Origin of the sequence: Bradyrhizobium sp. A5, from assembly GCF_042076515.1 — a bacterium.
Taxonomy (GTDB): Bacteria; Pseudomonadota; Alphaproteobacteria; order Rhizobiales; family Xanthobacteraceae; genus Bradyrhizobium; species Bradyrhizobium cosmicum.
The window spans coordinates 5,759,983-5,774,436 of record NZ_CP148990.1; the positions used below are offsets into that span (position 1 = coordinate 5,759,983).

At 65.9% G+C, this 14,454-nt stretch carries 15 protein-coding genes; 11 read left to right on the top strand and 4 right to left on the bottom strand.

What is annotated here, in order from left to right:
• The first annotated feature begins 72 nt into the window (after positions 1 to 72).
• Positions 73 to 621, top strand: a complete 549-nt coding sequence (locus WHZ77_RS27325) for a cupin domain-containing protein (RefSeq protein ID WP_015688264.1) — start codon at positions 73 to 75, stop codon at positions 619 to 621.
• Positions 622 to 766: 145 nt separating this feature from the next.
• Entirely contained in the window at positions 767 to 919 is a 153-nt protein-coding gene (locus tag WHZ77_RS27330) for a hypothetical protein (protein WP_375310796.1), read from the top strand.
• Between the two features lie 42 nt (positions 920 to 961).
• Here WHZ77_RS27330 and WHZ77_RS27335 read toward each other — a convergent pair whose 3' ends face one another.
• Genes WHZ77_RS27335 through WHZ77_RS27345 form a run of 3 tightly spaced genes read right to left on the bottom strand, consistent with a single transcriptional unit; the run spans position 962 to position 4,765 of the window.
• Positions 962 to 3,223, bottom strand: a complete 2,262-nt coding sequence (locus WHZ77_RS27335) for a xanthine dehydrogenase family protein molybdopterin-binding subunit (protein ID WP_375310797.1) — start codon at positions 3,221 to 3,223, stop codon at positions 962 to 964.
• On the bottom strand, positions 3,216 to 4,271 hold the full coding sequence (locus WHZ77_RS27340; protein ID WP_375310798.1) for an FAD binding domain-containing protein: 1,056 nt from the start codon (positions 4,269 to 4,271) through the stop codon (positions 3,216 to 3,218). Before WHZ77_RS27340 ends, WHZ77_RS27335 begins: the two co-directional genes overlap by 8 nt.
• Positions 4,268 to 4,765 (bottom strand): (2Fe-2S)-binding protein, encoded by a 498-nt coding sequence (locus WHZ77_RS27345; protein WP_375310799.1) that lies wholly within the window; start codon positions 4,763 to 4,765, stop codon positions 4,268 to 4,270. Before WHZ77_RS27345 ends, WHZ77_RS27340 begins: the two co-directional genes overlap by 4 nt.
• A 239-nt stretch (positions 4,766 to 5,004) precedes the next feature.
• On the opposite strand from WHZ77_RS27345, the gene WHZ77_RS27350 reads away from it, so the two are divergent.
• A complete protein-coding gene (locus WHZ77_RS27350) occupies positions 5,005 to 5,643 on the top strand; it encodes a TetR/AcrR family transcriptional regulator (protein ID WP_375314822.1) in 639 nt (212 codons plus the stop codon).
• A 66-nt stretch (positions 5,644 to 5,709) separates the two neighbouring features.
• Entirely contained in the window at positions 5,710 to 6,117 is a 408-nt protein-coding gene (locus tag WHZ77_RS27355) for a DUF4864 domain-containing protein (protein ID WP_375310800.1), read from the top strand.
• On the opposite strand, the gene WHZ77_RS27360 is transcribed toward WHZ77_RS27355, so the two are convergent.
• Entirely contained in the window at positions 6,114 to 7,379 is a 1,266-nt protein-coding gene (locus WHZ77_RS27360; RefSeq protein WP_375310801.1) for an MFS transporter, read from the bottom strand. The genes WHZ77_RS27355 and WHZ77_RS27360 overlap by 4 nt on opposite strands.
• A gap of 149 nt (positions 7,380 to 7,528) precedes the next feature.
• Between WHZ77_RS27360 and WHZ77_RS27365 the strand changes: the two genes are divergently transcribed.
• The 7 genes from WHZ77_RS27365 to flhA all read left to right on the top strand — a co-directional run bounded on the left by WHZ77_RS27365 (position 7,529) and on the right by flhA (position 14,295).
• A complete protein-coding gene (locus WHZ77_RS27365; protein WP_375314823.1) occupies positions 7,529 to 7,972 on the top strand; it encodes a hypothetical protein in 444 nt (147 codons plus the stop codon).
• A gap of 75 nt (positions 7,973 to 8,047) precedes the next feature.
• Positions 8,048 to 8,329 carry a hypothetical protein gene (locus WHZ77_RS27370; protein ID WP_375310802.1) on the top strand — a complete coding sequence of 94 codons (282 nt, stop codon included), beginning with the start codon at positions 8,048 to 8,050 and terminating at the stop codon, positions 8,327 to 8,329.
• Positions 8,330 to 8,338: 9 nt separating this feature from the next.
• Entirely contained in the window at positions 8,339 to 9,763 is a 1,425-nt protein-coding gene (locus WHZ77_RS27375; protein WP_375310803.1) for a TolC family protein, read from the top strand.
• A gap of 13 nt (positions 9,764 to 9,776) precedes the next feature.
• Positions 9,777 to 11,108: a copper oxidase gene (locus WHZ77_RS27380; RefSeq protein ID WP_375310804.1), complete on the top strand. Its 1,332-nt coding sequence runs from the start codon at positions 9,777 to 9,779 to the stop codon at positions 11,106 to 11,108.
• Positions 11,109 to 11,140: 32 nt separating this feature from the next.
• Complete coding sequence (locus WHZ77_RS27385) at positions 11,141 to 11,593, top strand: cupredoxin domain-containing protein (protein ID WP_375310805.1); 453 nt, start codon at positions 11,141 to 11,143, stop codon at positions 11,591 to 11,593.
• A 15-nt stretch (positions 11,594 to 11,608) separates the two neighbouring features.
• Positions 11,609 to 11,911, top strand: a complete 303-nt coding sequence (locus WHZ77_RS27390) for a copper-binding protein (RefSeq protein WP_375310806.1) — start codon at positions 11,609 to 11,611, stop codon at positions 11,909 to 11,911.
• A gap of 242 nt (positions 11,912 to 12,153) precedes the next feature.
• Positions 12,154 to 14,295 (top strand): flagellar biosynthesis protein FlhA, encoded by a 2,142-nt coding sequence (gene flhA, locus WHZ77_RS27395; RefSeq protein WP_375310807.1) that lies wholly within the window; start codon positions 12,154 to 12,156, stop codon positions 14,293 to 14,295.
• Positions 14,296 to 14,454 lie beyond the last annotated feature (159 nt).

The window sequence follows — 14,454 nt, forward strand, 5'->3', positions numbered from 1 at the left end:
AGCCATTGATTTAACTGGGGCTGCGGGTCCATATTTGCGCGATCCGCAACACCTGCAACAGGGACCAGGGGCATGAGCGTCGACATCGGTGGACGGCTGCGATTCATCCGGGCGCACCACAAGCTGTCGCAGCGGGAGCTCGCCAAGCGCGCCGGCGTCACCAACTCGACGATCTCGCTGATCGAATCCAACCAGATGAACCCCTCGGTCGGCGCGCTCAAGCGCATCCTCGACGGCATCCCGATGGGGCTCGCCGAGTTCTTCGCGCTGGAGCCGGAAAGCCGCCGCAAGATCTTCTACCGCTCGGAAGAGCTGACCGAGGTCGGCAAGAAGCCGATCTCGTATCGGCAGATCGGCGACAATCTGTTCGGCCGAAGCCTGCAGATCCTGAAGGAGCGCTACGAGCCCGGCAGCGACACCGGGCGCGTTCACCTCGTCCATGACGGCGAGGAAGGCGGCATCGTCATCTCCGGCAAGCTCGAAGTCACCGTCGAGGACGAACGCCGCATCCTCAATCCCGGCGATGCCTATTATTTCGAGAGCCGCCGCCCGCATCGTTTCCGCTGCGTCGGCGGCAAGCCGTGTGAAGTGATCTCGGCCTGCACGCCGCCGACGTTCTGAAGCTCATCGGCGCTATCCGGAATCTTACGGAGTCCCCGGTATCTTACGGAGCTTGAGCCAGCTCAATTTCCGCGTGCCAAACCTCTATATGTTGCGAGCCGTAGCCGAGAGGCATTCCGGGGCCGCTTCGTAACGAGGCTCGCAGATGAAGATCACGCTCGCCAATGCTGACGCCGCGCTCGACGAAGTGCTGCGCGACACCGACAAGCTCCGTTCGCAGGAGCTGCGCAAGGCCATCGCCGCGTACATCGAGACGCAGCGAGAGGCGCTAAAGGCACTTCGCAAGAAGCTGCATTGACGGGGCGCGGCGGAGCGAGACGATCTCGCCCCGCCTGCTGCCTCAAAGCTGCATCAGCAACTCCTCGATCCGGATCGGGAACCGACGCACCCGCACGCCGGTCGCATGCCAGACCGCATTGGCGACCGCGCCGGCGCTGCCGGTGATGCCGATCTCGCCGACGCCCTTGATGCCGAGCGCATTCACATGCGGATCGTGCTCTTCGACCGTGATCACGTCGAGCGGCGGCACATCGGCATTCACGGGGATGTGGTACTCGCCGAGATTGGCGTTCATGATCCGCCCGCTGCGGCGGTCGGTGATGGCCTCCTCATGCAGCGCGAAGGACATGCCCCAGATCATGCCGCCGAACAGCTGGCTCTGCACCATGCGCGGATTGACGATGCGTCCCGCCGCGAAGGCGCCGACCATGCGGCTGACGCGGATCTGGCCGAGTTCGGGATCGACCTTCACCTCCGCGAACACAGCGCCATGCGCGTGCATGGCATACTCCTCCATCGCCGCGGGGTTCGGCGCGCCGGTGCCGCGCGCCTCGACCTCGGCGACGCCGGCACGCGCGAGAATCTCGACGTAGCTTTCGCCGCGGCTCTCGTCGTCGCGCCGGATCAACCTGCCGTCACGCGCGATCACGCCGGCATTCCCCGCGCCGAACAGCGGCGAGCGCTCGTCGCCGGTAGCGAGATCGGCGAGCTTTGCGACCACGGCCGCACCGGCGCTGTGGATCGCGGCGCCCGCGGTCGCGGTGTGTGCGGAGCCGCCGGCAATGCCGGCATCGGGCAGGTCTGAGCTTCCCGCCTTGAACTCGACGCGGTCGATATCGAGACCGAGCTCATCGGCCGCGATCTGGGCGAGCGCCGTCCAGGCGCCCTGCCCCATGTCATGCGCCCCGATCTCCATCGCACCACTGCCGTCGCGCCGGATCACCGCGCGCGCCTCGGCCTGGAACATCAACGCCGGGAAGGTCGCGGTGCCCATGCCCCAGCCGACCAGGAAGCCGGCATCGTCGCGCATCTGCCGCGGCTGCAGCGACCGCTTCGACCAGCCGAACCGCGCCGCACCCTGCTCGTAGCAGGCGCGCAGGGCCTTCGACGAGAACGGTTTTCCCGTCATCGGCTCGACCTCGGCATAGTTCTTCAAGCGGAAGGCGAGCGGATCGATGCCGCACGCCCAGGCCATCTCGTCCATCGCGCTCTCCAGCGCGATGGAGCCCGTCGCCTCGCCGGGCGCGCGCATGAACAGCGGCGTGCCGCTGTTGACGCGCACGGCGTCGTGCGAGGTGCGGATGGAAGGCGCCGCATAGAGCGTATGCGAGGCATCGGCGGCGGGCTCGTAGAAGTCGTCGAACGTGCTCGACACCGTTCTCGCATGATGATCGAGTGCGGTCAGGCGTCCCTCGCTGTCAGTGCCGATGCGCAGCCGCTGACGCGTCGGCGCGCGGTGGCCGACCGGGCCATACATCTGCTCACGGCGCAGCACGAGCTTGACCGGCTTGCCCACCAGCTTTGCCGCCATGAGACCGAGGACCGGGGGGCCCGCCATCAATCCCTTGGAGCCGAACCCGCCGCCGAGGAAGGGGCTGCGGATGTGGATCTTGTCATGCGCGATGCCGAACAGCTCGGCAACGCGCGCGAGCGACAGCATGAGACCCTGGGTCGGCATGTCGATTTGCACATTGTCGCCGTCCCAGGCGGCCACGATCGCATGCGGCTCCATGGCGTTGTGATATTGCGGCGGCGTCTCGTAAACCGCGCCGATCTGCTTGTCTGCCGCGGCAAGGCCCGCCTCGACATCGCCGTGGTGGTTCTCCGTGGGATTGCCGACACCGACAACCGGTGGCACGAAACTTTCGCCGGCGTCGAGACCGACGCGCGCAGGCAGCACCTCATAACGCGGCGCCAGCAGCACCGCGCCCTCCGTCGCCGCCTCCAGCGTTTCGGCGATCACGACGGCGATGGGCTGATTGGCGTAACGGACCTCATTGCTCTGCAAGACCTCCATCCGGAACACGAACGGATTGGTCTTGATCTCAGGATCGATCGCGAGCGGTGGCTTGTGGTCCGGCGTCATGACGTCGACGACGCCGGGATGACGCTTGGCCGCGGCGACATCGAGCGAGGTCACGCGGCCGTGCGCGATGCTGGCGGCTGCGATCACGGCGAACAGCATCCCGGGCGGGTGATTGTCGGCGGCATAGGTCGCCTGCCCCCTGACCTTGAGGACGCCGTCTCGGCGGGTCAGCGGCTGGCCGATGCTCGAGCCGTGGCGCAGATGGGCGGGAGCGCTGGTGAGGTTGAGCTCAGGCATGGATGGCTCCGGAGGTCGAGGCAAAGGGAGACGCCGGCAGCGCGGGAATGCGCGCGGGCGTGCCGGCGGCGGCGAGGGTCAGCGCGCGCACCACGATGCGGCGCGCGAGCTCGATCTTGAAGGCGTTATCGCCGGACGGCTTTGCGTCGGTGAGCGCACGCCAGGCGGCCTCCTGGAAGGCATCGGCCGTGGGCGCGACACCCCTGAGCACGTCCTCCGCGGCGCGGGCGCGCCAGGGCTTTGCGGCGACGCCGCCGAGCGAAAGCCGCGCCTCGGCGATCCTGCCGTTCTCGATGCGCAACGCGGCCGCAGCCGAGACGATTGCGAAAGCATAGGACGTGCGCTCGCGAACCTTCAGATAGCGCGCATGCCCCGCGAAACCGCGCGCGGCCGGCGGCAGGCGCACCGCGACGACGAGATCGCCGGGCTCGAGCGCCGAGTCGCGTTCGGGCGTATCGCCCGGCAGGCGATGCAACGCATCGAGGGCGATCTCCCGGCGGCCGTTCCTCCCCTCGATCTCGACGATGGCGTCGAGCGCGAGCAGCGGCACGCAGAAGTCGGACGGATTGGTCGCGATGCAGCTCTCACTCCAGCCGAGCACGGCGTGGGTGCGGTTCTCGCCGTCGCGGGCGTCGCAGCCAGAGCCGGCCTCGCGCTTGTTGCAGCGGCTGGCGGTGTCGTAGAAATACGCGCAGCGCGTCCGTTGCAGGAGATTGCCGGCGACGGTGGCGGCATTGCGCAATTGCGCGGAGGCGCCGGAGAGCAGCGCTTCGGCGACGGCCGGATAAGACCTTGCAAAGCCGGCATCATGCGCGAGATCGGCATTGCTCACGAGTGCGCCGATGCGCAATGACCCGTCGGAGAGCGTTTCGATCTGATCGAGCCCGTCGAGATACGTGACATCGACCAGACGATCCGGCCGGCTCACGCCGCCCTTCATCAGATCGAGCAGATTGGTGCCGGCGGCAAGATAGACAGCGCCCGGCTGGGTGGCGGCGGCGACGGCTTCGGCAACCGTGGCGGGCCTGACATAGTCGAACTGTTTCATGCGGAGCGCCTCTGGTTGGATTCATCCGCGCCGGCCTGCGCTTCGAGCACGGCATCGACGATGCCGGCATAGGCGCCGCAGCGGCAGAGATTGCCGCTCATGCATTCGCGGATGCGCTCGGGATCGTTGCCGGCCTGGGCCTCCTGCATCATGCCGATCGCGCTCATGATCTGGCCGGGCGTGCAGAAGCCGCACTGGAATCCGTCATGGGCGATGAAGGCTGCCTGCACCGGATGAAGCTGGTCGCCGCGCGCAACACCTTCGATGGTCAGGATGTCGGCGCCGTCGTGGCTGACGGCGAGTGCGAGGCAGGAGTTGATGCGCCTGCCGTCGACGAGAATGGTGCAGGCGCCGCACTGGCCGCGGTCGCATCCCTTCTTGGTTCCGGTCAGATCGAGGCGCTCACGCAGGAGATCGAGCAGCGTGACGCGCGGATCGTCGAGGACGAAGTCGCGCCGCGCACCGTTCACGGTGAGGCTGATGGAGTGGTTCATACAAGGCTCCGATCAGATATGGACATGAGTCATCGGCCGGCGCGCCACCTCCGTGGCCGCCGTCGACATGTGTCGGCTAGGCGGAGCCCGGCCAACATCCCAGCCAAAATACGGAGGCACCCTCCGCTTAACAAGGGCCGCCGCGAAATATTTGGAATTCGTCAAAAGCCCGTGCGCCACCAACGCGATGGAGCCCTGCAAGGGTTCAATCTAACCAATTCGTGATCTACATTGCCGGCATGGACGACCACACCGACCAGACCCGGAAGCCCCGCGCCGACGCCGTGCGCAACCGCGAGCGCGTGCTCGAAGCGGCCAAGGCCGTGTTCAACGCCGGCGGTCCCGAGGCGAGCCTGGAAGCCGTGGCAAAGCGCGCCGGGGTCGGCATCGGCACGCTATACCGGCATTTTCCGACGCGCGAGGATCTGTTCGAGGCGGTGTACCGGCGCGAGGTCGAGCAACTCAGCGAGCTCGCCGAGCAGTTGAAGAATGCCAGGGATCCGGTCGACGCGCTGCGGCGCTGGCTGCGCTCCAACGTCGAATTCGTCGCCACGAAAAAAGGCATGTCGGCGGCTCTGGCGCTGACGTTCCAGAGTTCCTCGGAACTCGCGGCGTTCTCGATGGACCGGCTGACCAAGGCGATCGGCTCGCTGCTCGACCGCGCGGTCGCGGCCGGCCAGATGCGCGGCGACGTCAGCCCGGAGGACCTGCTGCGGGCGCTCGTCGGCATGTGCTACATGCACGACCAGCCCGGCTGGCAATCGTCGGTGCTGCGCATGCTCGACGTGTTCGTGGACGGGCTGCGGGTGCGACCCGTCGCCAAGGCCAGGCCGCGCACCGCCAAGTCCGCGAAGCCAGCGATGAAACGCAAGCGATAGCGCGCCCGTATTTCACTAAAGCCATGCTAGGATCAGCATCGCCGGGATCTCAACGCGGAGCCTGTCATGCGCATCGCCGCCTTGCTCGTCGCTATCAGCGTCATCTTCAGCTCCGTCGCCGCCTACGCCGGCGACGTCACCGCGGCCCAAGGGGTCATCCGCGCCCAGGAACAGGCTTTTGCGCGCGATGATGCGGCCGGAGCCTATTCCCATGCCGCACCGGCAATCCGGGAGATCTTCCCCGCGCCCGACATCTTCATGTCGATGGTGCAGAACGGCTACGCGCCGGTCTACCGGCACAAGAGCTTCGAGTTCGGCGACGGCAACAGCGAAGGCAGCTCGATCTCGCAGAACGTCCACATCGTCGATGCCAATGGCGAGGCCTGGGAGGCGCTCTATACGCTCGAGCTGCAGCCGGACGGCAGCTACAAGATCACCGGCTGCTCGCTATTAAAGGTGGGACGGGAAGTCTAGGTCGCAAAACCCGGTCCGGCCTTGACCGCGTTCATCCGCGACCGGATCAGCAGCGTCACGACGATGCCGATGTTGAGCGCGTTCCACGCCACGCCGTTGGCGAAGGCTGCAGCATACGAGCCGGTGGCATCGAATATGATGCCGGAGACCCAGCCGCCGAACGACATGCCGAACACGGACGCGAAGATCACGATGCCGACGCGGGTCGCGGCCTCGCTCGCCGGCATCGCCTCGCGCACGATGATGGCGTAGCTCGGCACGATGCCGCCCTGGAACAGGCCGAACATCGCGGAAATGATGTAGAGCGACGTGAGGCTGTCGAAGAACAGGTAGAATACCAGCGCAAAGCCCTGCGCCAACGCCCCGACCAGCAGCGTGGGAATACCGCCGATCTTGTCGGCGAGATAGCCCGAGCCGATCCGGCTGACGATGCCGCAGGCCATCATCAGCGACAGCATCTCGGCGCCGCGCGCCACGCCATAACCGAGATCGCCGCAATAGGCGACGATATGCACCTGCGGCATCGCCATCGCGACGCAGCAGGAGATGCTGGCGATCGAGAGCAGTACCGTCAGCGTGTTGGTGGAAAGCTTGAGATCGACCCGCGGCGGCGGCGCATTGGCGTGGTTGCGGACCTTGTCGTCACCGATCTGCGCGCGCAGGACCAGCACCATGATGGTCATCAGGCTGACGCAGACGAGGGCGATCCCGACATGGGTGTAGCGCCAGCCGATCGTCTGGATGCCCGTGCTGATGAGCGGCGGCCACATCGTGCCGGCGACGTAATTGCCGCTCGCGACGATGGTCACGGCGAGCCCGCGATAGCGCTCGAACCAGTGCGAGGCCTCCGCCATCAACGGCGCGAAGGTCGCCGACGTGCCGAGCCCGATCAGGAAATACGCCGCGACGAACTGCCAGAGCTGGGTCGAGAGCCCTGCCAGCACATTGGCGACGCCGAGAAACGCGATGCTGATCGCCATCGCCGGCACGATGCCGAACTTGTCGGTGATCTTGCCCGCGATCACGCCGCCGAGCCCGAAGCCGAACATCATCAGCGTGAACGCCAGCGACACCGCGCCGCGCGTGGCGGCGAATTCGGTCTGCACCACTGGAATCACGACCACGACCGCCCACATGCCGACGCCGCCGATCGAGCCGATCAGAAGCGCAATGACAAGGCGCACCCAGGCCTGACGCGAATCAGGGGTGAATGTTTCAGGCATTTGTCCAGGGTGATTTGGTGCGTGCACGACGCGGACCATGTTCGCTGATCGCCCTGCGGTCAAGCATTGTGCCGCGATATTGGGCATGCGCGGTGCACTGCGGTAAGAAGAGCTTGGCGAAATGGCGTTTTGCCATTAGTTTGCAATCTGCGTGTGCAACATTGCCGCGCATTGGGCCAATCGACGGTATGTTGCTGCAATTGACACGATCGATGCGGATCAGGGTCGGGCGGATCATCGCCCTCGCCTATCTGTTCTGCGTGCTCGCGCCGGCAGCAAGCCTCGCCTGGGGCGCCGGTGCGGCGCCATGCCTCGACGGCGCAATCCTCGCCGACCTGGTACCGGCGCGTCATCAGATCCAGGCCGACCACATGCCTGGCGTTGCGTCGCATGACCATTCGGGACCGCACGCGCATCACCAGACCGCCGCGCAGGACGCACCGGTCCAGCATCATCGTGACGGCAAGGGCAAAGCCGGCCCGTGCTGCGCGATGATGTGCGTCAGCGCGCTGCCGGCCGATCTGCCTGCCGTCGCCAAGCCGGTCCTGCCCATCTCCGCCTGCGCGCCGGATATCGTTGTGAGTCTGCACAGCGAGGCGCCGCCCCTGCTCTACCGCCCCCCCATCGCCTGACCTGACAAGACGAATTGAGGCTCCGCGCGTCCGCGCGCGTGCGCCTTTGGTCTTCGGACAGATCAGGGATGAATCATGCTTACGCTTCTCGGGGCGGAGTTCGCCGCTGCATCGACAGCGCGTGGACGACACTTCCTATCTTGTTGCCTGCTGGCCTCGGCCGCGCTGGCGCTCACCGGCTGCATGCCGGCAACGACGTACGTGGCCGGCGCTGATCCTGCCGATCCCGCGGCAAAGGTCGCGGCTGCCGGCTATCGGTCGACGATCGCGCCCTACACCGGCCTGCGGCCTGCGGCGCCGGCGCCATGGCGCGACCGCAACGACGCCGTTGCGCCGCAGCCGAAGCAAGACCGGTAGCAGCGCGCCATGGCACACCATCTTGTGCGCAACCTTCTCCTCGTTGCGACGTTCGGCCTCTCTGGCTGCGCCGCCTTCTCGCCCGATAGCGGCATGAATGCGATCTCCGACCTGACGAGCCAGACCATCAATCAGGACGTCGCCTTCGTGCGAACGCCCGAGGGCGCCGGCGCGGTCAACGCGCGCGTTCGCCAGTTGCTCTCGCGGACATTGAACGCGGAGACGGCCGTCCAGATCGCGCTGCTCAACAACAAGGGGCTGCAAGCCGCCTACAACGAACTCGCGCTCGCCGAGACCGATCTCGTCGAGCAGAGCCTGCCGCCCAATCCCCTCTTCTCGATCTCCCGGATTTCAGGCAATGGCGCCAGCGAGATCGAGCGTCAGGTCGTCGGTGACATTCTCGCGCTGGCGACACTGCCATTCCGATCCGACATCGCCCGCGAGCGCTTCCGCCAGGCGCAATTGCGCGCGGCGCTGGCAACGCTGCGACTCGCCGCCGATGTGCGCCGCGCCTACGTTCGCAGCGTTGCCGCCAACGAGATGGTGGTGCTGCTCACGGACGCGAAGGCGACGGCGGAATCGACCGCCCAGCTTGCGGTCAAGCTCGGCGAGACCGGCGCGCTCAACAAGCTCGACCAGGCCCGCGAGCAGGTGTTCTACGCCGAGACCACCGCCGACCTCGCAGCCGCACGGCAGACCGCGGCGAGCGCCCGCGAGAGGCTCGCGCGCCTGATGGGGCTGTGGGACGACGGCCTGGACTTCCGTCTGCCCAACCAGTTGCCGCCATTGCCGCGCCGGCCGCAGGCATTGCCTTCGATCGAGGCCGACGCGGTTGCTCATCGCATCGACTTGCAGATCGCGCGGCTGGAGCTGACGGCGCTGGCGAAGTCGTTGAATCTCACCGAGGCGACGCGCTTCGTGACGCTGCTCGATCTCGCCGGAATATCCCGTCGCACCCAGGATCCGGAAGGCGCTCCGTTCCGCGAACGCGGCTTCGACGTACAGTTCCAGATTCCGATCTTCGACGGCGGCGAGGTGCGGGTACGGCAGGCGGCCGAGACCTACAATCTCGCCTTCAACCGCCTGACCGAGCGCGCCGTCAATGTGCGGTCCGAGGCGCGCGATGCCTACCGCACGTACCGGTCCAGCTACGACATCGCCAGTCACTACCAGCGCGAGATCCTGCCGCTACGCAAGGTCATCACCGAGGAGATGCAGCTCCGCTTCTCCAGCATGCAGGTCGACATCTTCGCGCTGCTCACCGAGGCGCGGCAGCGGCTCGCGTCGCTGCGCGGCGCGATTGACGCCAAGCAGAAATTCTTTTTCGCCCAGTCCGACCTGGAAACCGCGGTCAATGGCGGCGGCGCGCCTGCGTCCGGGGGCGACAATTCGACCACTATCGCCACGGCAGCACCTGCCGACGGCGGTCACTGACATGGAGGCCACGATGTTTTCCCGCCGAGGATTTTTGGGCACCGCCGCGCTTGCCGGTGCGTCCGCCGTCAGCGGCCGCGTGCAGGCCGCTTCGATTCCGGAGGCGCCTGTTATGGACAAGGTGGTGATGCAGCCGCCGCTGCACCCCATCAGCGGGCCCGACTATCGCCCGGTCGTCACGCTGAACGGCTGGTCGCTGCCGTTCCGCATGAACGGCGACTGGAAGGAATTCCATCTCGTCGCCGAACCGGTGGTGCGTGAGTTCGCCGAGGGCATGAAGGTCAATCTGTGGGGCTATAACGGCCAGTCGCCCGGCCCGACCATCGAGGCGGTGGAGGGCGACAAGGTCCGCATTTTCGTCACCAACAAGCTGCCCGAATACACCACCGTGCACTGGCACGGCATGATCATTCCGAGCGGCATGGACGGCGTCGGCGGACTGACCCAGCCGCACATCCAGCCCGGCAAGACCTTCGTCTACGAATTCGAGATGAAGAGGAGCGGGACCTTCATGTACCACCCGCATTCCGACGAGATGGTGCAGATGGCGATGGGCATGATGGGCATGGTCGTGGTGCACCCGCGCGATCCCAATTTCCGCCCTGTCGATCGCGACTTCGTCTTCGTGATGAGCACCTACCGCGTCGATCCCGGCGCATACTTGCCGAAGGTCAACGAGATGACCGATTTCAACATGTGGACCTGGAACGCGCGGGTGTTTCCCGGCATCGATCCGCTGCCGGTCCGGCTCGGCGACAAGGTGCGCGTGCGCATCGGCAATCTCAGCATGACCAACCATCCGATTCATCTGCACGGTCACAGCTTTGCGGTGACCTGCACCGATGGCGGCTGGATTCCCGAAAGCGCGCAATATCCGGAGACGACGACCGACGTGCCGGTCGGCGCAGTGCGCGTGTTCGACGTGCTCGCCGACAATCCCGGCGACTGGGCATTTCACTGCCACAAGTCGCACCACACCATGAATGCGATGGGTCACGACATGCGCAATCTGATCGGGGTATCGCGCAAAGATCTCGCCAAGGCCGTCGGCAAGCTCGCCCCCGATGGCATGGCGATGGGCTCGACAGGCATGTCAATGGGCAACATGGAGATGCCCGCGCCCGACAACACGCTGCCCATGATGAGCGGCACCGGGCAGTTCGGCCCGATCGAGATGGGCGGCATGTTCACGGTGATGAAGATCCGCGAGGGCCTCGCGCGCGACGATTATCGCGATCCCGGCCCCTATCAATTTCCGCAAGGCACCGTCGCCTACGAGGTCGAGGCGCCCGATGCGGCGCCGGCACGGGAGCCGGGCAAGACCTCGCAAAAAATGAGGATGTGAACGTTTTGATGAACCACGAACTGGAGACTAGGATGAAGACGATCAAACTCGCTTTGGCGCTGGTGGCGTTGTCGCTCGCGCCCGCGCTCGCCCATGAAAATCATGCGCACGAGACCTTTTCGGCGGGCGAGCCCGGTAATCCCAATAGGCCCGCCCGCACCATCGAGATCGCAATGAACGAGATGGACTACACACCGTCGCGGATCGAGGTCAAACGCGGCGAGCAGATCCGCTTCGTGCTGCGCAATGTCGGCAAGGAGGATCATGAATTCCTGCTCGCGACACCCAAGGAAAATCTGGCGCATGCGGAGGTGATGAAAAAGCATCCGCACATGGAGCACGACGATCCCAACGGAGTCAGGCTCGCACCCAGCAAGACAGCCGAGATCCTCTGGAAATTCACCAAGGCCGGCACCTTCGAATTTTCCTGCCTGATCCCCGACCATCGCGACTACGGCATGGTCGGCCACGTCACCGTGAAGTAAGCGATGGAGCTTCCCATGATCCGCATCATTCGCCTCGCAGCCGCACTGGCGCTGACGGTGAGCCTTACCGCTGGAGCCCTGGCGGCCGGAGGCGCCGCGATCAGCGGCGAGGTCAGGAAAATCGACGAGAGCACCGGCAAGATCACGCTCAAGCATGGCCCGGCCAAGAGTCTCGGCATGGAGGAGCCCATGACCATGGTCTACCGCGTCAAGGATCCCGCTCTGCTCAAGCAGGTGAAGGTCGGCGACAAGGTCACCTTCGAGGCCGAGGAGGCGGCTTCGGGATATACGGTGACGAAAATGGAGAAGGCCAGGTAGGGACGCCCGGTCATCCGGGGCGTCCCCCACCTCCCCGCACTCCTGCCGCACCCGCCGTTAACCCTTTGCTAACCATACACCCGGCAAGAATTGCCGGGTGAAGTCGAGTGTCGTCAGCCGCGTAGAACGGGAGGTCCCCCGTGGACGCCAGTGCGGTGCCTCACTTTCGGAACGGCGGCCCCTCGGCCGCCGCGCAGACAATTGGGGCGCGCGGACGGCAGTCGCGCGGGGGAGCAGCTACCATGGTCGACGTCACCGCCGGACAGGGCGTAGGCAGCACGAACGCCGGCTTCCCCACCCTTGCCGAGGTCGGGAACATCCTCAAGCGCGGCGATATCGCGCTGGCGCTCGGCGTCCTCACCATCCTGGTGGTGCTGATCCTGCCGCTGCCCGCGATCGTGCTGGATCTGTTCCTGGCGATCTCGATCACGCTCTCGATCCTGATCCTGATGACGTCGCTGTTCATCCAGGCGCCGCTGGAATTTTCCGCTTTCCCGACCGTCCTGCTGATCTCGACCATGCTGCGCCTGTCGCTGAACATGGCCTCGACCCGCCTGATCCTGTCGCACGGGCATGAAGGCACGGATGCCGCCGGTCACGTCATCGAAGCCTTCGGCAGCTTCGTGATGGGCGGCAATTTCGTCATCGGCATCATCGTCTTCGCCATCCTGATCATCGTCAACTTCGTCGTCATCACCAAGGGTTCGGGCCGTATCGCCGAAGTCGCCGCCCGCTTCCACCTCGACGCCATGCCCGGCAAGCAGATGGCGATCGACGCCGACCTCTCCGCCGGCCTGATCGACGAAGCGGTTGCCAAGCAGCGGCGCAAGGACCTGGAGGACGAGAGCGGCTTCTTCGGCGCCATGGACGGTGCCTCGAAGTTCGTCCGCGGCGACGCCATCGCCGGCCTGCTGATCGTCTTCATCAACGTCGTCGGCGGCATGATCATCGGCGTGGCGCAGCAGGGTCTCTCCTTCGCCGACGCCGGTCGCAGCTACACGCTGCTGACCGTCGGTGACGGCCTCGTCACCCAGGTGCCGGCGCTGATCGTCTCGACCGCGGCCGGCCTGCTCGTCTCCAAGGCCGGCGTGTCCGGCGCCGCCGACAAGGCGCTGATGAAGCAGTTCTCCGGCTATCCGCAGGCACTTGCGATGTCCGCCGCGGTGATGCTGGTGCTGGCGGCCCTGCCGGGCATTCCGACCCTCCCCTTCCTCGCGCTCGGCGGCGGCGCCGGCGCGCTCGCCTGGCACGCACGCAACCGCAACCGGGCGACCGCCAGGGCTGCCGAAGTCGCGAAGACCGCGCCCGCTGCGGGAATGCCGGGTGCGCCTGGCTCCGCCGCGGCCGAGGAGCCGATCTCCGCGGCGCTCAAGATCGACGACCTCAAGATCGAGCTCGGCTACGCGCTGCTGCCGCTGGTCAACGGCCCCGACGGCACCGACCGTCTCACCGAGCAGATCAAGGCGCTGCGGCGCTCGCTCGCGATCGAGATGGGCTTCGTGATGCCCGCCGTGCGCATCCTCGACAACGTCCAGCTCGAAGCCAACACCTACATCATCAAGATCAAGGAGGTCGACGCCGGCACCGGCAAGATCTGGCCGAACCAGTTCATGGTCATGGACCCCGGCGGCAGCCAGGTGCAGGTGCCCGGCATCCACACCACCGAGCCGACCTTCGGCCTGCCCGCGACCTGGGTCGACGCCAGTCTCAAGGAGGAGGCATCGCTCAAGGGCTACACCGTCGTCGACGCCGCGACCGTGCTCTCGACCCATCTCACCGAGCTGCTCAAGGCCAACATGTCGGACCTGCTCTCCTATGGCGAGGTGCAGAAGCTGCTCAAGGAACTGCCGAAGGAGCAGGGCGAGCTGGTCAAGGACATCGTGCCGGGACAGGTCACGGTCTCCGGCATCCAGCGCGTGCTGCAGCTGCTGCTCGCCGAGCGCATCTCGATCCGCGACCTCTCGACCATCCTCGAAGGCATCGCCGACTCGCTCGCCTTCTCGCGCAATCCCGCCACCATGGTCGAGCACGTCCGCGCCCGCCTGGCCCGCCAGATCTGCGCACAGAACACCTCCTACAGCGGCTACCTGCCGCTGATCGCGCTGTCGGCGCGCTGGGAACAAGCCTTTGCCGAATCCATTATCGGCCAGGGCGAGGAACGCAGCCTCGCGATGCAGCCCTCGAAGCTGTCGGAGTTCATGACCGGCGTGCGCGAGGCGTTCGAGCGCGCCGCCCGCGAAGGCGAGTCGCCGGTGCTGGTGACCTCTGCGGCAATTCGTCCCTTCGTCCGCTCCCTGGTCGAGCGGTTCCGGGCCCAGACGACGGTGCTGTCGCAGGCCGAAATCCATCCGCGGGCGCGGTTGAAAACGGTCGGAAGCATCTGATTTGCCTTAAGAAGCCGTGTGTTTTTCAGCCACAGGCAAATGGTTTTTGAGTTCCTGGCGCCTTGTCGACCAAATGCCGACAAGGCGCCTGAGACGTACATTACATCTTTGAAATAATTACGAAATTACACGAATAAGGATAGTTTTTGATCGCGGCTC